The sequence below is a fragment of the Mesorhizobium sp. M0491 genome, from assembly GCF_040321265.1.
GTDB lineage: Bacteria > Pseudomonadota > Alphaproteobacteria > Rhizobiales > Rhizobiaceae > Mesorhizobium.
In genome coordinates, this window is sequence record NZ_JAMYRE010000003.1 from 190,527 (window position 1) to 206,446 (window position 15,920).

At 62.5% G+C, this 15,920-nt stretch carries 17 protein-coding genes and 1 tRNA gene; 14 read left to right on the forward strand and 4 right to left on the reverse strand.

Annotation, left to right across the window (positions count from 1 at the left end):
• Positions 1 to 15 precede the first annotated feature (15 nt).
• The 7 genes from NKI69_RS04820 to NKI69_RS04850 all read left to right on the forward strand — a co-directional run bounded on the left by NKI69_RS04820 (position 16) and on the right by NKI69_RS04850 (position 7,128).
• Positions 16 to 1,197 (forward strand): carbohydrate kinase family protein, encoded by a 1,182-nt coding sequence (locus NKI69_RS04820; RefSeq protein WP_023810451.1) that lies wholly within the window; start codon positions 16 to 18, stop codon positions 1,195 to 1,197.
• A 71-nt stretch (positions 1,198 to 1,268) separates the two neighbouring features.
• Entirely contained in the window at positions 1,269 to 2,042 is a 774-nt protein-coding gene (locus NKI69_RS04825; RefSeq protein ID WP_023810450.1) for a glutamine amidotransferase, read from the forward strand.
• A 28-nt stretch (positions 2,043 to 2,070) separates the two neighbouring features.
• Positions 2,071 to 2,841, forward strand: a complete 771-nt coding sequence (locus NKI69_RS04830) for an ATP-binding cassette domain-containing protein (RefSeq protein WP_023810449.1) — start codon at positions 2,071 to 2,073, stop codon at positions 2,839 to 2,841.
• A gap of 33 nt (positions 2,842 to 2,874) precedes the next feature.
• The gene (locus tag NKI69_RS04835; RefSeq protein WP_023810448.1) at positions 2,875 to 3,861 is read left to right on the forward strand and encodes an autoinducer 2 ABC transporter substrate-binding protein; all 987 of its coding nucleotides are present in this window, start codon (positions 2,875 to 2,877) and stop codon (positions 3,859 to 3,861) included.
• 47 nt (positions 3,862 to 3,908) lie between these two features.
• Entirely contained in the window at positions 3,909 to 4,856 is a 948-nt protein-coding gene (locus NKI69_RS04840) for an ABC transporter permease (protein WP_023810447.1), read from the forward strand.
• Positions 4,853 to 5,812 carry an ABC transporter permease gene (locus tag NKI69_RS04845; protein ID WP_023810446.1) on the forward strand — a complete coding sequence of 320 codons (960 nt, stop codon included), beginning with the start codon at positions 4,853 to 4,855 and terminating at the stop codon, positions 5,810 to 5,812. Before NKI69_RS04840 ends, NKI69_RS04845 begins: the two co-directional genes overlap by 4 nt.
• A complete protein-coding gene (locus NKI69_RS04850; RefSeq protein WP_352688601.1) occupies positions 5,809 to 7,128 on the forward strand; it encodes a M20 family metallopeptidase in 1,320 nt (439 codons plus the stop codon). Before NKI69_RS04845 ends, NKI69_RS04850 begins: the two co-directional genes overlap by 4 nt.
• Positions 7,129 to 7,382: 254 nt before the next feature.
• On the opposite strand, the gene NKI69_RS04855 is transcribed toward NKI69_RS04850, so the two are convergent.
• The gene (locus NKI69_RS04855; protein ID WP_023810444.1) at positions 7,383 to 7,907 is read right to left on the reverse strand and encodes a hypothetical protein; all 525 of its coding nucleotides are present in this window, start codon (positions 7,905 to 7,907) and stop codon (positions 7,383 to 7,385) included.
• 160 nt (positions 7,908 to 8,067) lie between these two features.
• Positions 8,068 to 9,534, reverse strand: coding sequence for a trigger factor (gene tig / locus NKI69_RS04860; protein WP_023810443.1), 1,467 nt, complete (start codon positions 9,532 to 9,534; stop codon positions 8,068 to 8,070).
• Between the two features lie 374 nt (positions 9,535 to 9,908).
• On the opposite strand from tig, the gene NKI69_RS04865 reads away from it, so the two are divergent.
• A tRNA-Leu gene (locus NKI69_RS04865) sits at positions 9,909 to 9,993 on the forward strand.
• A gap of 79 nt (positions 9,994 to 10,072) precedes the next feature.
• On the opposite strand, the gene NKI69_RS04870 is transcribed toward NKI69_RS04865, so the two are convergent.
• Entirely contained in the window at positions 10,073 to 10,651 is a 579-nt protein-coding gene (locus NKI69_RS04870) for an NUDIX domain-containing protein (RefSeq protein ID WP_023810442.1), read from the reverse strand.
• 225 nt (positions 10,652 to 10,876) lie between these two features.
• Here NKI69_RS04870 and NKI69_RS04875 point away from each other — a divergent pair, with 225 nt between their 5' ends.
• From NKI69_RS04875 to NKI69_RS04885, 3 genes are all read left to right on the forward strand, one after another.
• Positions 10,877 to 11,980 (forward strand): NADH:flavin oxidoreductase/NADH oxidase, encoded by a 1,104-nt coding sequence (locus tag NKI69_RS04875; RefSeq protein WP_127293293.1) that lies wholly within the window; start codon positions 10,877 to 10,879, stop codon positions 11,978 to 11,980.
• Between the two features lie 254 nt (positions 11,981 to 12,234).
• Positions 12,235 to 12,513 (forward strand): DUF982 domain-containing protein, encoded by a 279-nt coding sequence (locus NKI69_RS04880; protein WP_013532012.1) that lies wholly within the window; start codon positions 12,235 to 12,237, stop codon positions 12,511 to 12,513.
• Between the two features lie 30 nt (positions 12,514 to 12,543).
• On the forward strand, positions 12,544 to 12,783 hold the full coding sequence (locus NKI69_RS04885; protein ID WP_013532013.1) for a DUF2188 domain-containing protein: 240 nt from the start codon (positions 12,544 to 12,546) through the stop codon (positions 12,781 to 12,783).
• Between the two features lie 159 nt (positions 12,784 to 12,942).
• Here NKI69_RS04885 and NKI69_RS04890 read toward each other — a convergent pair whose 3' ends face one another.
• On the reverse strand, positions 12,943 to 13,224 hold the full coding sequence (locus tag NKI69_RS04890; RefSeq protein WP_023810439.1) for a hypothetical protein: 282 nt from the start codon (positions 13,222 to 13,224) through the stop codon (positions 12,943 to 12,945).
• Between the two features lie 321 nt (positions 13,225 to 13,545).
• Between NKI69_RS04890 and NKI69_RS04895 the strand changes: the two genes are divergently transcribed.
• The 3 genes from NKI69_RS04895 to gpt all read left to right on the forward strand — a co-directional run bounded on the left by NKI69_RS04895 (position 13,546) and on the right by gpt (position 15,837).
• Complete coding sequence (locus NKI69_RS04895; RefSeq protein ID WP_352720282.1) at positions 13,546 to 14,289, forward strand: competence/damage-inducible protein A; 744 nt, start codon at positions 13,546 to 13,548, stop codon at positions 14,287 to 14,289.
• Positions 14,290 to 14,370: 81 nt separating this feature from the next.
• Positions 14,371 to 15,204 (forward strand): universal stress protein, encoded by an 834-nt coding sequence (locus NKI69_RS04900; protein WP_352720284.1) that lies wholly within the window; start codon positions 14,371 to 14,373, stop codon positions 15,202 to 15,204.
• Between the two features lie 132 nt (positions 15,205 to 15,336).
• Positions 15,337 to 15,837, forward strand: a complete 501-nt coding sequence (gene gpt / locus NKI69_RS04905; protein ID WP_128303340.1) for a xanthine phosphoribosyltransferase — start codon at positions 15,337 to 15,339, stop codon at positions 15,835 to 15,837.
• Positions 15,838 to 15,920 lie beyond the last annotated feature (83 nt).

The following is a 15,920-nucleotide window of genomic DNA, read 5'->3' on the forward strand; positions in this document are numbered from 1 at the left end:
ATTGGAACTCCGCCATTGCAACGCAAGCGCCCGACCATAGCGGATGTCGCACGAACCGCCGGTGTCTCCATCGGCACGGTGTCGAACTTCATCAATGGAACGGCCAGCCTGAGGGAAGGCACGCGCGACCGCATCGAGAAGGCGGTTGCCGCGCTGATGTATCGGCCGAGCTCCTTTGCGCGCTCACTGCCGGGCCGCGCACCACGCAGGCCAAAGAATCTCGACCATCTGCCAAGACTTCTGGTCGCCGGTAGGGTGAGTGTCGACTTCCTGTGCCGCGTCGACGTGCTGCCGCATCGCGACGACCGGATCACCGCCAGCCACATCGACAAGGCGTTGGGTGGCCCCGCGGCCAATCTCGCGGTTGCCGCCGCCGGCATCGGAGCTCCCTACGCGCTGGACGTTGAGCTGGCGACAGCGGTCGGCCAGGATCCAGAGAGCGATTGGGCGCTCGGCGCGCTTTCGAAATTGGGGGTCCACGCCTTGCCGATCCGCAACACGCCCAACAACCGCCTCTCCCAGGCGATCGTGATCATCGAGCGCAACGGCAGCCGGACGATCATCAGCGAACCGTTCGAGCTTGGCGAGGTCGACCTGACAGCCAATCTGGATATCCAGCCCGAGCAACGTTCGGCCTGCCTTCATATCGAAGGCTTTCACTACGAGACGATGACCGCGTCCATCGCGCGCTTTCATCAGGCGGGCTGGAAGGTGAGCCTGCATTCGGCCGGTCTTCCCAAAAGCGTCCGCACGCCGGAAACCTTCTCGCAGATGGTCAAACAGATCGATCTGACCTTCATCAACGATGTGATGATACGGGAGATCTTCGACTTTCGCAGCCGCATGGCGACGACGATCGAAGAGGTGCGGCTGATGCTGTCACGCATCAAACAACGGGGAACGGTCGTGCTCACCCTCGGCGAGTTCGGCGCCGTCGTTTTTCCGGCGAATGGCGGTCCGCAGATCGAGGTGCCGGCGCTGCCGGTCAATCGCGTCGACGCGACGGGCGCCGGCGACAGCTTTGCCGGCATCTTCCTTGCCCTTTGGCTGCATGGCGCGTCGCTGGGCGACGCCGCGCGCTATGCGGCAATCGGGGCGAGCCTGACGACAACGGTCGAAGGCGCGCAGGGTTACATCGCAGACTTTGCCACGCTGAAGGCTGCGGCCCTGGCGAACAATGCCGTGATAGCCAGTTAAAACAATGGCTTATCGACGTTCGACCTGGCGCGGAAAACCGCATCAACCGACGAAATCAGGAGAGTATGATCATGGCAAAAACAAAAGTCCTTCTTGTCGGCGAAAGCTGGGTGAGTTCGGCGACCCACTACAAGGGGTTCGACCAGTTCGGCAGCGTCACCTTTCACCTGGGCGCAACACCCCTGGTGGACGCTTTGAAGGGCAGCGAATTCGATCTCGACTACATGCCCGCCCACGAGGCCGTCGAGAAGCTGCCTTTCACCATGGAAGGGCTGTCGCAATACAGGGCGATCATCCTGTCCGACATTGGCGCGAATTCGCTCCTGCTCCACCCCGATGTCTGGCTGCACGGCAAAACGGTTCCCAACCGGCTCAAGCTCCTGCGCGACTGGACGCTGGCCGGCGGCGGCCTGATCATGATCGGCGGCTATTTCAGCTTCCAGGGCATTGACGGCAAGGCGCGCTGGCATCGCACGGCGGTCGAGGAGGCGCTGCCGGTGACCTGCCTTCCCAATGATGACCGGCTCGAAATTCCGGAGGGCTTTCGTCCTGAGATCACTGGTTCCAGAGACCACCCGCTTTTTGCCGGCATCGAGGGCGAATGGCCGCTGCTGCTCGGTGCCAACGAGGTCATCGCCCGTGATCGCGACGATGTCGAGGTCCTGGCGCGGCTGCCGCAGGACCAGGGCGGTCATCCCCTGCTGGTCACCGGGCGCCATGGCGAAGGGCGTACGCTGGTCTGGACGTCGGACATCGGTCCTCACTGGCTGCCGAACAGTTTTGTCGAATGGCCTGGCTACGCGAGGCTTTGGACCAACGTGCTGCGCTGGGTCAGCAACGCCTAGCCGATCCGCAATCGTCGGGGAACCCGTCATGACAGAGCCCTTTCTTGTCGCCAGAAACATCGCCAAGCGCTTCGGCGCTCTGACCGCGCTGGCAAATGTCGATCTGGAGATCCGCTCCGGCGAGGTGCTGGCGCTTCTCGGCGATAATGGCGCCGGCAAATCGACCTTCATCAAGATCCTGGCAGGCGCTCATCCGCCCAGTGGTGGGGAGCTTGTGATCGAGGGCAATCCGGTCGCCTTTCACTCGCCCAAGGATGCCGCGGCATCGGGGATCGCGACGATCTTTCAGGAACTGGCGCTTTCGGAGAACCTGTCGATCGCAGAAAACGTCTTTCTCGGCCGTGAATTGAAACGCTCCATTTTGGGCATTCCGTTCCTGAAGCGCAAAGAAATGCGCCAGCGCGTCGACGGCCTGCTGAAGGAGCTCGATGCTCATATTTCCGATCCAGAAGCGCCCGTAGGCAGCCTGTCGGGCGGCCAACGTCAGGCCGTCGCAATCTGCCGGGCGCTCAATCTGAATGCCAGGCTGGTCATCATGGATGAGCCGACCGCGGCCCTTGCCGTTGCCGAAACGCGCAAGGTCCTGGCACTGACACGGCGGCTTGCCGCGCGCGGCTGTGCCGTTGTGCTCATCAGCCACAACATTTCCGAGGTCTTCGAGGTCGCCGACCGCATCGTGGTGTTCCGGCGCGGCCGCAAGGTGGCCGAACGGCTGGCCGCCGATACCGATCACGAGGAAGTCGTTTCGCTCATAACAGGCGCTCATCCCGACGTGCGGGCGCTTGAAAAAACAAACTGAAACGCACGTCATTTCCAGAGAGGTTCAAACACAATGCTTTCACAGCTCAAGAAAGTGCTCGCCGCTTCCGCACTGTCACTCGCCATTGCAACCGCGGCGCATGCCGCGGACAAACACAAGGTCGCCTTCGTTCCGCAATTGATCGGCATCCCTTACTTCAACGCCATGGAAGCCGGCGGTAATCGCGCCGCCAAGGACCTGGGCGTCGATTTCATCTATTCCGGTCCCGTCGACACCAATCCGGTCGACCAGTTGCAGATCGTCCAGAACCTGATCGATCAGGGCGTCGAGGCGATCTCGGTCAGCGTCCTCGATGCCTCCAGCATCGCACCCGTGGTCGAGAGCGCCAAGGCGAAAGGCATCAAGCTGTTCACCAGTGACAGCGACGCGCCCGACAGCGGCCGCGCCGTCTATGTGGCGCAGGCGACCGACGAAGGCCTCGGCACAACCATTGTCGACGAACTCGTCAAGCGCGTCGGCGAGGACGCAACCATCGGCATCATCTCCGGCGAGGCAACGGCGTCCAATCTCAACGCCTGGATCGGCTTCATGCAGAAGCAAGCCACCGCCAAATATCCGAAGCTGAAGCTGCTCGCGCCGCAATTCGCCGGCGGCACCGCCGAACGCGCCGCGCAAATATCAGGCGATCTGATGGCGGCCAACCCGGACATCAAGGCCATCATCGCCGTCGCCTCCTCGACATGCCCGGGCGTAGCCCAGGCCATCGAAACCGCAGGCAAGATCGGCTCGGTCATCGGTGCCGGCTATTGCAGCCCGAACACGGCACGGTCCTACCTGAAGAGCGGAGCCTTCGGCTTCACCGTGCTCTGGGATCCCGAGCAACTCGGCTATCTCACGGTTTGGGCCGGCAAACAGCTGATCGACGGCAAGAGCTTCGAGGCGGAAAACAAGGTCGCCGGCCTGGAAAAGCCCGTCACCTATGATGCCGCCAAGGGCATTTTGCTTCTCGGGCCGCCGGCTGTCTTCACCAAGGACAATGTCGACAAGTTCAACTTCTGAGCTCTGAGATGAACGTGGTGCGGCAGTTTGGAAACGGTGTCTTCTCCATGAGCGGGCGGGAGTGGTCTCTGCTTGTCGCCTGTTTGCTGGCGATCGTCATCTTTTCTGTCGCATCGCCGCACTACGCGACATCAGGCAATGCAGCCACGGTCTTGCGCAACAGTGTCGAGTTGCTGCTGATCGGCCTTGGCATGACCCTGCTGCTCGCCATGGGCGGCATCGATGTCTCGATCGGCATCGTCATGGGTCTGGCGGCGATCGCCATTGGGCGCGTGCTCGGCGCCGGCGGCAATCCGCTGCTGGCGCTCATTGCGGGTCCTTTGGTCGGTGCGGTGCTGGGATGCGTGACCGCCGCCGTCGTTGTCCTCGGCCGCGTTCCGGCAATTGTCGGTACACTCGGCCTGCTCGGTGTCTACCGCACCGCCGTCTTCGTACTTCTCGGAGGGCAATGGCTTTCGGGCCTGCCCTCGAGCCTTACAGATCTTCTTGCAACCAGCGTGCTCGGCGTCCCCGTCCCTGCCCTGGTGATTGCCGCTGCCTATCTGGCCGTCTGGCTGGCGCTGCGGCGAACCCCTTATGGGCTGCATCTGCTGGCGATCGGCAATTCGGAGGAAAAAGCGCGGCTTTCTGGCATCCCAGTGATCAAGATCCGCTTCATGACCTTCGCCATCAGCGGTGTGCTGACTGGCATTGCCGCCACGTTCTATGTCGCCACCTATCGCAATGTGGAGATGACGATCGGCAGCACGCTGGCGCTCGACGCCATTGCCGCGGTCATTCTTGGCGGCACCAGCATATTGGGCGGCAGATGCAGCCTGATCGGCACCGTGCTCGGCGTGCTTCTGCTTAGAATCCTGCAAAACGGTCTGCTGCTGATCGGTGTCCCCTCCCTTTGGCAGCCTGTCGTCACCGGCGTTCTCATCATCGGCGTGCTTGGCTTCGAAGCTGTTTGCAACCGATTGCCGCTCGGCAGATTTCAACGAGCCCGCGCATGAAAACGTTCCGCAACCTGCAGGGCCCGGCCCTTACCCTGGCTTTGCTCTGTACGCTTTGGCTGATCGTCATTTTCGGCCTGCTGGCGCTCAAGCCGTCTGTCTTCCATCTCGGCACTGTCACCACCATTCTTCAGTTCTCGACGATCCTGGCCCTGGTCGGCCTTGGGCAGGGATTGGTCATCATGGCCGGTGGCGCCGGCATCGACCTCTCGGTCGGCGGCGCGGTCTCGCTGTCCGCCATCGTCGCGATGCTTTGCCTCAAGCTGGGATTGCCGCCGGTCCTGCTGCCCGCCGTCTGCATCCTGGCCGGCGCGATGCTCGGTGCCTTGAACGGATGGCTGGTGAACGGGCTCGCGCTTCTCCCCTTCATCGCGACGCTCGGCACCTTCTTCGTCTATTCCGGCGCTGCACTTGCCATTACCGGCGGCGCGGCCCAAGCCGGCGTGCCCTCCTGGCTGCTTGTGTGGGGGCGCGGCGTCGTCATGGGCATTCCCCTGCCCTTTCTCACCCTTGCCATCCCCTGCTTTGCGCTAGCCGGTTTGGTGCTGCTCTCGACAGCGTGGGGGCGCTGGATCTACGCCATGGGCTTCAACGAACGCTCGGCCAGGCTGGTCGGTATTCCGGTCGATCGCGTTCGCTTGGTCCTCTACGCCTTGAGTGGCGCGCTCGCCGGCGCCGCGGGACTCGTCTCGATCGCCTGGCTCGGCAGCGGCAGGCCCAATATCGGCCAGAACCTCGAACTCGAATCGCTGACTGCGGCCATGCTCGGCGGCATCGCCATCACCGGCGGGCGTGGCGGCGTCGGCGGCGTGTTCGCGGCCGTCCTGCTGCTGGTCACGCTGAAGACCGGCCTTCTGCAATTGAACATCAACACGGTTTGGCAGGTGGGGATTGTCGGCGCCCTTCTGGTTTTCGTCCTTCTCGCCGACCGACTTTCCCAACGTTGGAGATCATGATGCCGTCCATGGAAGAGATCATTGCCGCGCGCGTCGAAGCAAGCGCTGACCGTATCGTCCAAACGCTGAGCGATCTCGTCGCCTTCCCCTCGATCGTGAAATCCGATCCAAAGGAGGCCGGCCCCGGCGAGCGTGATTGCCAGCTCTATCTGCAAAAGCGGATCGAGGCGCTAGGCTTCTCGACCGATCTATGGGACCCGGACGGCCCAGCACTCTACGAAAAATACAAGGGGCGGGCCGGCGCCAACAAAGGCAGGACGTTCGAAGGCCGGCCCAATCTCGGCGGCGTCTTGAAGGGCACGGGCGGCGGTCGCTCCATCATGCTGACCGGCCATATCGATGTCGTCCCGCCCGGCGCCGCCGGTCACTGGACGACCGACCCGTTCCAGCCCGTCCTCAAGGACGGTTTTCTACACGGCCGTGGTACGGTCGACATGAAAGGCGGCGTCGCCTGCATGCTGATGGCCGTCGAGATCCTGAGGGGACTCGACATTCCCCTGTCCGGAGACGTCGTCTTCACCACCGTGGTCGATGAGGAAATCGGCGGCATGGGGTCGCTGGCCATGGTCGATCGCGGCTTTCACGCCGACGCCGGCATCATGACCGAACCGACCGCGAACAGGATCGCACCGCTCTGTCACGGCATTCTGTGGGGGAAGATCATCATTGACGGCATAGGCGGGCATGCGGAGCTGACGCCCAATGCCTGGTATTCGAGCGGCCCGGTCGATGCCGTCCAGCTTTGCCGGCAGATCCTCGACGGCATCGACATCCTCAACCGGCGCTGGATGTTCGATCCCAGAAAGAACCATCCGTTGATGGACCTGCCCAACCAGATCATCGTCACCCAGATGAGCGCCGGCGAACATCCGTCCTCCATGGCAGGGCGCGGCGAGATCATCATCGACGCTCAATATCTGCCGAGCGAGCATGACGAGTTCAAATTGGGCGGCAACGTCAAACGCGAAATCGAAGAGCACATAGCCAATGTCTGCCAGGCAGACCCTTATCTTCGCCAGCGCCCTGCCCGCGTCGAATGGATTCTCGACGCCGACTGCGCCGAGATCCCAGCGGACAATCCCTTTGTCGGCGTCTTCCAGGAGGCCGTCAAAGAAGCCAATCTCTCGCCGGTCCTGAGTGGCTTTGGCGCGCACAGCGACATCGGCCTGCCGACCGGCCTCGGCAACACCCCGACCGTCAATTTCGGTCCCGGCGACCCCGCGCAGGCGCATCAGCCGAACGAACGCGTTTCGGTGCGCGATCTCGTCGATTGCACCAAGGCAATTGCAATTGCCGTCGAAAAATGGTGCCGCTAGCGGGCAGACGATTGGCAGTGCGACAACGCAGCATAGGGGCCATGGCCCTTCGACAGGAGCCGCAGCTTCTGGTCATCGACCGGCGGCGGCACGCCCTCGAGTTCCCGCCATGCGGCAAGTGATCGATCTTTGCCGCACTGCAGGCATGGTTGCGCCCCTGCCTGGTGACGTCGTCGCGTTCTGACACCCGGCGAGCTTGCGCACGTGATTTGAGCTGAACGCCTGTGCAGCAAGCCGTGCCCGTTGCGGTCCGTTCACGGCGGATCGGTGTTGCAGCTGCCGGCTACCTGGTTGACCGCTTCGCCGAACCCGGCGAGGTCGAAATCGGCCTCGCCGCGCCCCGCCAGCAGCCCGAACCGCCAGGAAAGCTGGAGCCGGTTCGCGGCGACAAGGCGCCTGATGCCGTCGGCTCCATCGCGCACCAGCATCCGGCCGCGCGGCCCGACCGACCAGCTTTCATCGAACTTGCTCTCCTGATCGACCGTGATCGACATGGTGATCTTGCGGCTGGCCGAAACAGCGTCGTTCAGTTGCAGCCATTCAGTCCAATGCGGCTCGCCGTTTACCCGGCAGGCAATCGTCAGGATCGGGCTGTAGCTCAAGGCACCGCCGCCGGTGATCAGCTTGTTGGTGGCATAGAGCGAGGCCGTGACGAGGCCGTCTTCACTCGTGCCGAACCGCCAGTTGTCAGGCACCGTGCCGGCCTGGGCAATGCCGCAGACCGAGACAAGCATCAGCGCGATTGCCGAAGCGTGTCCCAATTCGACGAACAGTCTCAACACGCCCTCCAACAACCAAGCGGCTTGCAATAGAAGCGCAGATAATGATCAAAGCTTGGTCGCCACAGGCCGTCGCGTGCGAAGCATGGCGGCTGTTGCAGTTTGGCAACGAAAAAGGCCGCCTCGACGGCGGCCTTCCTGTTTCAGCGGAGCGCTGGTGTTATTCGGCGGCCTTCTTCTTCGGCGCAGCCTTCTTCTTGGGCTCTTCCGCGTCGTCGGCCTTCTTGGCGTCGGCCTTCTTGGCGGCGGCTTTCTTCGCCGGCTTCGCCTTGACGGCGGTCTCGTCCTCTTCGTCGTCGGCCATCAGCTCTTCCTTGCTGACCTTGACGTCGGTGACCGAAATCTGACCGAGCAGATGGTCGACCACCTTCTCCTCGAACATCGGCGCCCGCAGCGTGTTCAACGCTTCCGGATTGTTGCGGTAGAACTCGAAGACTTCCTGCTGCTGGTTGCCCGGATAGCGGCGCACCTGCTCGAACAGGCCGCGCTGCAGCTCTTCGTCCGATACGGTGACGCCGGCCTTCTCGCCAATTTCAGCCAGCACCAAGCCAAGGCGCACGCGGCGCTCGGCAAGCCGCAGATACTCGGCACGCGCCTCTTCTTCCGTCGTCTCTTCGTCGGCGAAGGTGCGTCCGGCTGCTTCCAGATCACGATTGACCTGCGCCCAGATGTTGTTGAACTCGGCGTCGACGAGCTTCGATGGCGCCTCGAACGAATAGGCCGCGTCGAGCTGGTCGAGCAGCTGGCGCTTGACCTTCTGGCGCGTCATAGCGCCGAACTGGTTCTCGATCTGGCCGCGTACGACGTCGCGCAGGCGCTCCAGCGACTCCAGGCCGAGGTTCTTGGCGGTCTCGTCGTTGATTTCCAGCGCGCCGGGCTGGGACACTTCCTTGACGGTGACGTCGAAGGTCGCTTCCTTGCCGGCCAGATGCGCGGCCTGGTAGTTTTCCGGGAAAGTCACGGTGACCTGCTTTTCGTCACCGGCCTTGGCGCCGACCAGCTGATCCTCGAAGCCGGGGATGAACTCCTTCGAGCCCAGAACCAGCGGCTGATCGGTGCCGGCGCCGCCATTGAAGGCCTCGCCGTCGATCTTGCCGACATAGTCGATGGTGACGCGGTCGCCATTGGCGGCCTTGCCGGTCTTCGGCTCATAGCTGCGCGCCGATTCGGCAACACGCTGGACCTGCTCGTCGATCTCGGCATCAGGCACGTCGAACACCTGGCGTGTCACCTTGATGTCGGAAAAGTCTTTGATCTCGATCGCCGGAATGATCTCGTAGTTGAGGCGGAATTCGAAGTCAGCGCCGCCGGCCAGGATCTTCTCGGCTTCCTTCTCGTCCTCGGTCATGATGACTTCGGGCTGCATGGCAGCCTTTTCACCACGCCCGGTAATGATCGAACGGGTCGAATCGTTGAGGATTTCGTTGACCACTTCGGCCATGAACGACTTGCCGTAGACCTTGCGCAGGTGCTGCACCGGCACCTTGCCGGGACGGAAGCCGTTGATGCGGACCTTGTTGCGGGCATCCGAAAGCCGCGCCATCAGCTTGGCTTCCATGTCACCGGCCGGCACGGTGATCTTGATCTCTCGCTTGAGACCGGAGTTGAGCGTTTCGGTGACCTGCATCGTAAAACCTTTGTTTTCACCAATGAGACTGCCACGGCCTCTGCCGTTCACAGCCTGCCGGTATATTCTTGCCGGGAATGGCTTTTGGTACGGAACCTGGCGATTTGACCGAAAACCCGGCTCAAACTCTCCCAAACTGCGTTCCAAAATGTGAATAAGTTCTTGTTTTTCCTACTTCTTATCACATTCTGCAGAAGCGGATCGTCGCGTCCCGTCACATTTGACACGCCTTTTGTCACAGGCGAGGCCAATTTTCAACAGTCTTCGCATTCCGGCGAACAACCAGCATTCGGGCCTGACCCACATCTTGTCCCTGACCCACATCTTGTCTCCGACATTGACAGAATGATGGCTACATGGGATTGCCGGTCCATGCGGATGTGGCGGAACTGGTAGACGCCCTGGATTTAGGTTCCAGTGCCGAAAGGCGTGGGGGTTCGAGTCCCTTCATCCGCACCACCCTTCGCTCTTCGAGCTTCGGGTGGCGGGCCACCCGAAGCTCGTTAGACGAAGGAGTTTCCCCGAAGCCCAATACCGTTCAGTCAGCGATCGGATTGAGCTTCAGATGCTGGATCAGGATAATGGTCTTGGCGTCGAGGATACGGCCATCGGCGATGCCGGCCAGGGCCTCGTCGAGCGGCATTTCCAGGACCTCGATGTCCTCGCCCTCTTCTTGCGCCCCGCCGCCGGCCGAGATGCGGTCGGCGGGTGAATAACGGGCGATGAAAAACCAGAGACGTTCGGTGACGCTGCCGGGGCTCATATAGGGCGAAAACAGCCGCTCGACGTTCTGCAGCCGGTAGCCGAGTTCTTCCTCCGCCTCCTTGCGGATGCAGGTTTCGGGATCGTTTTCGTCCAACAGGCCGGCACAGGCCTCGATCAGCGGCTCGCGGTGGCCGGTGACATAGGCGGGATAGCGGAACTGGCGCACCAGAAGCACGGTCGAACGCAAGGGGTCGTAAGGCAGGATCACCGCGCCATCGCCGCGATCATAGGTCTGGCGGATTTGCGTCTCCCACTGACCGTCGCGCCGACGGTAGTCGAGAACGGTCTTCTTCAGGACGGCCCAGTCGTCCGAGAGGATTTCCTCCGAACGGACGCGAATACGATCTTCCATCGTGGTCTCCATGCAAAAGCGCGTCGCGCTTTATGCTCCTGTTTTATGCGTGTCGTTCTCCCAAACCGGGGCCACTTTTGGGCGCCATGCATTGCCGAGGCCTATCCGCGAACCGGCATTTCGGCAATCCCGTCAGTGATTGGTCCAGAACCCCTTTCACCGCCTCGTGTCTGGCGCAGGCGCCATCGGTCGCCTAAATAGCTGCGAACCCTCCCGGAGTTTCTCATGACAGCGTCGCTTTTCCAGTCGATCACCCTCGACGGCCTCACCTTCCCCAACCGCATCGCCGTCGCGCCGATGTGCCAGTATTCCGCCGACGACGGCTCGGCCAGTGACTGGCATCTCCATCACTGGATGAATCTCGCAATGTCCGGCGCCGGCATGGTCACAGTCGAGATGACCGATGTCGAGCGGCGCGGGCGTATTACCCATGGCTGCCTCGGCCTTTATTCCGAAGACAATGAAGCCGCCGCCCGCCGCGCACTGGACGCCGCACGACGCGTCGCCGCACCCGGCACGAAATTCGGCTCCCAACTCGCCCATGCCGGCCGCAAGGCTTCGAACCGCAAGCCGTGGGAAGGCGGCGGGCCACTGCAGCCAAACGAGGATCCCTGGCAGACCGTTTCCGCCTCGGCCATCCCCTACGACACAGGTTGGAACGTGCCGCACGCGTTGGAGGACGAGGAGATCCTGCAGCTCATCGAACGCTTCGCCGAGGCCGCAAGGCGAGCCGAACGCGCCGGCTTCGATTTCATCGAACTGCACGCCGCGCATGGCTATTTGATCTTCCAGTTCCTGTCGCCCTTGTCCAACCAGCGCTCGGACCGCTGGGGTGGCTCGCTGGAAAACCGCATGCGTCTTGCCGTCGAAATCGCCAAGGCGGTGCGCAAGGCGGTGCCAAAGCTGATGCTCGGCGCAAGGCTGTCGGTGAAGGATTGGGTCGACGGCGGCTTCGATGTGGCGGACGCGATCGAAGTGGCCAAAGCGCTCAAGGACGAAGGCGTTGCCTATCTCTGCTGCTCGAGCGGCGGCAATTCGCCGTTGCAGAAATTGCCCGCCGGCCCCGGCTATCAGGTGCATCTGGCGGAGGCGGTGCGCAAGGGCGCTGATATTCCGACCCGCGCCGTCGGCCTGATCGACGACCCCAAGCAGGCCGAAGCGATCCTCACCGAGGGCCGCGCCGACATGGTGGCGCTGGCGCGGGCCTTCCTGGCTGATCCGCGCTGGGGATGGCGTGCGGCGGCGACATTCAGCGAGACAATCCACCCGGCGCCACAACTTGCCCGTTCGGTGACCACGATGCAGCACTGGATGAAGGCAGTAGGCTGAACGGTCCGCGCTCCCGACACGCGCCCTCCTGTCTCCAGACAGCTTGACGGTGCTTCGCAGCTATTCCGTCCGCAAGCTGTTGGGTGGGACGAGGCTGCGGCGGGCGTGGCCGGGCGTGGGAGGAAACTGTTCAGGGCATGCTTGCCGGTTGCGGCGCTGACCGCAGGTGTAGAACCTTCAAACAGCCTCTGAGACGTTTGGGCGCAGGCTGACGGCCATGGTTGCAACCAATTTGGCTGCTTTGCGTTGCGGCCATGATGGACAACAAACCTTTTGAAGTGCCGGTCGTCGTCGAACTTGGCCACGTCGGCAAATATCGCCACATCCGCAGCGCCCAGGAGGCCGCGGAGTGCCTGATGACGGTGTGGCCGCTCAATCGCGGCCCGCGCCATCGTGATGCCCTCGACACTTGCCTCAAAGTGCTGGAAGGTTATCGTTCGACAGCAGATGCGCGCCGGGCGCTGATTGAAGCCGCCAAGGAATCGGAAGTGCTGGTGCCCGACGACAGACTGCCCGACGACCGGCTGCATTGAGCAGACGGACCTTTCAACCGGAGGTTTTCCATGGCGAAGCTGACTTACAAGATCGTCGAGCATGACGGCGGCTGGGCCTACAAGGTCGGAGCGACCTTTTCCGAGACGTTTCCCACGCATCAGGACGCGTTGCGCGCAGCCGAAATCGCCTCGGCCGAGCAGCAGGTCGCCGGAGCGACCGACGGCATCCAGTATGAGGACGCCGAAGGCAAATGGCACGAAGAATTGGCCGACGGCCGCGACCGGCCGCAGACAGAAGTCTCAGATTAATTCGGTATAGCGCTTGATGTTGAGCGGTCCGACAGGGCGCCGACCGCAGCGCCGTCCGGAGAAAGGACGCGCCAGCGGCCAGCGGCTGTCCTTGCGGACTAGCCCTCGAACATTGCTTTCCAGAAAATCAGTGTGCGCTTTTCGGAAATCGCGTTCTGGCTATTTGCCGCAATACTGATCGTTGACGTTTTGCCCTGCGTTGGCGTCCGGGCCGGGCGTGTTGTGGGCACATGGGCCTATTGCGCCGGTATTGCCTTGGGTGTTCAACCCGGAGCCGTCACGGATGCTTCCCGTGGTATAGGGGTCGACAGTTGTCTGGTCGTTGTCGCCGAACAGCCACCAATCACGATTGTTGGAATACCTGTCGTCCAGTGACTGCGCCATCGCCGATGTTGCGAGACCGATCGTCAGAACAGATGCTGCGAGAATTTTTGTAACCATTGAATCACTCCGTATCTTAGCCGCCTTGGTGCGACACTCATAAAACCCGGTAGTCAGCCGAATGGTTCCTTGAAATTGTCGTGAAGCTGAGGTGAGGCCCTGACCAGCAAAGCCCGGCCGGCGATGCGCTCGATGAATGCGGCGGTTCGCTCCGGGATCACGAATTGCGGCATGTGCCCTATTCCCTCGACCAGTTCGAACCTAGATCCTTGACCTCATCGGCTCGCCGTGGCGGCGCGAAGATGACATTGCGGCCACCGTCGCGCCGCGCTATCTCAGACCACTCGCCTTCCCAGGCCACTCGCCTTGCCGGAGCCTTCCATGCCTGAAATCGTGACCGCCGCCATGCTCGTCATCGGCGATGAGATTCTGTCCGGCCGCACCAAGGACAAGAACATCGGCCATCTCGCCGACATCATGACGGCGATCGGCATCGACCTCAAGGAAGTGCGCATCGTCCCTGACGAGGAAGACGAGATCATCGCGGCGGTGAATGCCGTGCGCAGCCGTTACACCTATGTGTTCACCACCGGCGGCATCGGTCCGACGCATGACGACATCACGGCCGATTCCATATCCAAGGCTTTTGGCGTGCCTTGCGAATACGATGCCCGGGCCTATGCGATGCTGGAAGCAAGCTATGCCGCGCGCGGCATCGAATACACGCAGGCCCGCAAGCGCATGGCGCGGATGCCGCGCGGCGCCGATCTCATCGACAATCCGGTGTCGGTCGCGCCTGGCTTCCGCATCGGCAACGTCCACGTCATGGCCGGCGTGCCATCGATTTTCCAAGCCATGCTCGACAATGTCGTGCCGACGCTGAAGGCCGGCACGAAGATGCTGTCGGCGACCGTGCCCTGCCCGTTCGGCGAAGGCCTCATCGGCGGGCCGCTGGGTGATATCCAGAAAGCGCATCCCGATACGATCATCGGCTCCTACCCGAAATATGGCGATGGCAAGTTCTGGACCGAGTTGGTCGTGCGTGCCCGCAGCCAGGAGGCGCTGGACGCCGCCCGCGCCGATGTCGAGGCGATGGTCGCCGGCTTCGCCAGCAATCCCGGCTGATCGGGTCCAGGCCGGAACAAAGCACGACGCTGCAACGTTTCCCCGGCACGAGTTCGCCAGCTCGTAAACCGAGGGATTGTCATGCGATTCAAAACCATCGTCGCCATTCTGCAGAACGAGCAGGACGCCGAGCGCGTGCTCGACTGCGCCATTCCGCTCGCCACCCGGTTTCAGAGCCATCTGGTCGGCATCCACGCCGAAACGCTTCCCGTGCCCTACACCTCCGCCACAGGCTTTCCCGACACCGAATTCCTGCAGGTTTCGGCAGACATGAACCGGGAACGGGCCGAGAAGTTGAGGACGCTGTTTCTCAGGCATATCGAGGATTCCGGTCTTTCCTTCGAGTGGCGAAGCCTGGAAAGCTTTTCGGGTGACAGCGCACTGTCCGGGATTTCGAGCGTGCGGGCCGCCGACCTGATCATAGCGGCGCAGCGCGAAACGGGCGGAGATTCCAGCGCGGACGTAGACACGCTGGTCTACGATGCCGGCCGGCCGGTGCTGGTGGTGCCGCACGAGGGTCCGCTGATCACCACCTTCAAACGCGTCTTGCTCGCCTGGAACGGAAGCAAGGAAGCGGCACGCGCCGCCTTCGACGCGCTGCCCTTCATCATCGAAGCCGAGAAGACCGACATATTGGTTATCGACCCTCCTGAAACGCTCGACGACAGCCCGGAGGCCGCCGGCGCCGAAATCGCGTCGGCGCTATCGCGCCACGGCGCCACCGTCAGCGTCTCGGTGCAGCAGTCGGGCGGCAGTTCGGTCGATGACATCATCCAGACCAGGATCGCGGAAACCGGCGCCGATCTGCTGGTGCTTGGTGCCTACAGCCACTCATGGCTGCGTCAGCTTCTGTTCGGCGGCGTGACGCGCAGCGTGCTGCGCACCGCGCCGGTGGCAGCCTTCCTGTCGCGGTAGGTCCACACCGATCGTTGGCCCTTGCCTTTGCCAAGGCCCTTGCTCTTGCCAAGATGGGGGCTTTCCAGCTAATTCCGCGCGCATTCCCCTGTTTACCTGCGCGCGATCCCCGCGTGCTGTGGAGTGCGCGACATGTCCCTTCCCGAAAAAGCCTTTCCGGTCTCCTGGGACCAGTTCCATCGCGACGCCCGGGCGCTCGCCTGGCGGCTTTCCGGCGCCAACAAGGGACAATGGAAAGCGATCGTCTGCATCACGCGAGGCGGGCTGGTCCCCGCGGCGATCATCTCGCGTGAACTCGGCATCCGCGTCATCGAGACGGTCTGCGTCGCCTCCTATCACGACTATACCAGCCAGGGGCAGCTGCAGGTCCTCAAGGAGATCACCCCTGCCCTGCTCGCCGAAGACGGCGCCGGCGTGCTGATCATCGATGACCTGACCGACACCGGCAAGACGGCGGGCATCGTGCGCGCGATGATGCCCAAGGCGCATTTCGCCACCGTCTACGCCAAGCCGAAAGGCCGGCCGCTGGTCGATACTTTCGTCACCGAAGTCAGCCAGGACACCTGGATCTATTTCCCGTGGGACATGGGCTTCACCTACCAGAAGCCGATCGCCGACGACCACGCGGGCTGATTCGAACTACCTGCCTGTTACAGACCGGCAGCTTGCACTGGGGATGATTTGCTTTCGCAAACAGGTCCGGCAGGGCCGGATAT

Coding starts and splice junctions, on each gene's coding strand:
- NKI69_RS04885 (WP_013532013.1), top strand. CDS start 12,544: ATGGCGAAGCTGACTTACAAGATCGTCGAGCATGACGGCGGCTGGGCC.
- NKI69_RS04900 (WP_352720284.1), top strand. CDS start 14,371: ATGCGATTCAAAACCATCGTCGCCATTCTGCAGAACGAGCAGGACGCC.
- NKI69_RS04870 (WP_023810442.1), bottom strand. CDS start 10,651: ATGGAAGATCGTATTCGCGTCCGTTCGGAGGAAATCCTCTCGGACGAC.
- NKI69_RS04825 (WP_023810450.1), top strand. CDS start 1,269: ATGGCAAAAACAAAAGTCCTTCTTGTCGGCGAAAGCTGGGTGAGTTCG.
- NKI69_RS04895 (WP_352720282.1), top strand. CDS start 13,546: ATGCCTGAAATCGTGACCGCCGCCATGCTCGTCATCGGCGATGAGATT.
- NKI69_RS04875 (WP_127293293.1), top strand. CDS start 10,877: ATGACAGCGTCGCTTTTCCAGTCGATCACCCTCGACGGCCTCACCTTC.
- NKI69_RS04890 (WP_023810439.1), bottom strand. CDS start 13,224: ATGGTTACAAAAATTCTCGCAGCATCTGTTCTGACGATCGGTCTCGCA.
- NKI69_RS04845 (WP_023810446.1), top strand. CDS start 4,853: ATGAAAACGTTCCGCAACCTGCAGGGCCCGGCCCTTACCCTGGCTTTG.
- NKI69_RS04830 (WP_023810449.1), top strand. CDS start 2,071: ATGACAGAGCCCTTTCTTGTCGCCAGAAACATCGCCAAGCGCTTCGGC.
- NKI69_RS04835 (WP_023810448.1), top strand. CDS start 2,875: ATGCTTTCACAGCTCAAGAAAGTGCTCGCCGCTTCCGCACTGTCACTC.
- NKI69_RS04840 (WP_023810447.1), top strand. CDS start 3,909: ATGAGCGGGCGGGAGTGGTCTCTGCTTGTCGCCTGTTTGCTGGCGATC.
- NKI69_RS04850 (WP_352688601.1), top strand. CDS start 5,809: ATGATGCCGTCCATGGAAGAGATCATTGCCGCGCGCGTCGAAGCAAGC.
- NKI69_RS04880 (WP_013532012.1), top strand. CDS start 12,235: ATGATGGACAACAAACCTTTTGAAGTGCCGGTCGTCGTCGAACTTGGC.
- tig (WP_023810443.1), bottom strand. CDS start 9,534: ATGCAGGTCACCGAAACGCTCAACTCCGGTCTCAAGCGAGAGATCAAG.
- gpt (WP_128303340.1), top strand. CDS start 15,337: ATGTCCCTTCCCGAAAAAGCCTTTCCGGTCTCCTGGGACCAGTTCCAT.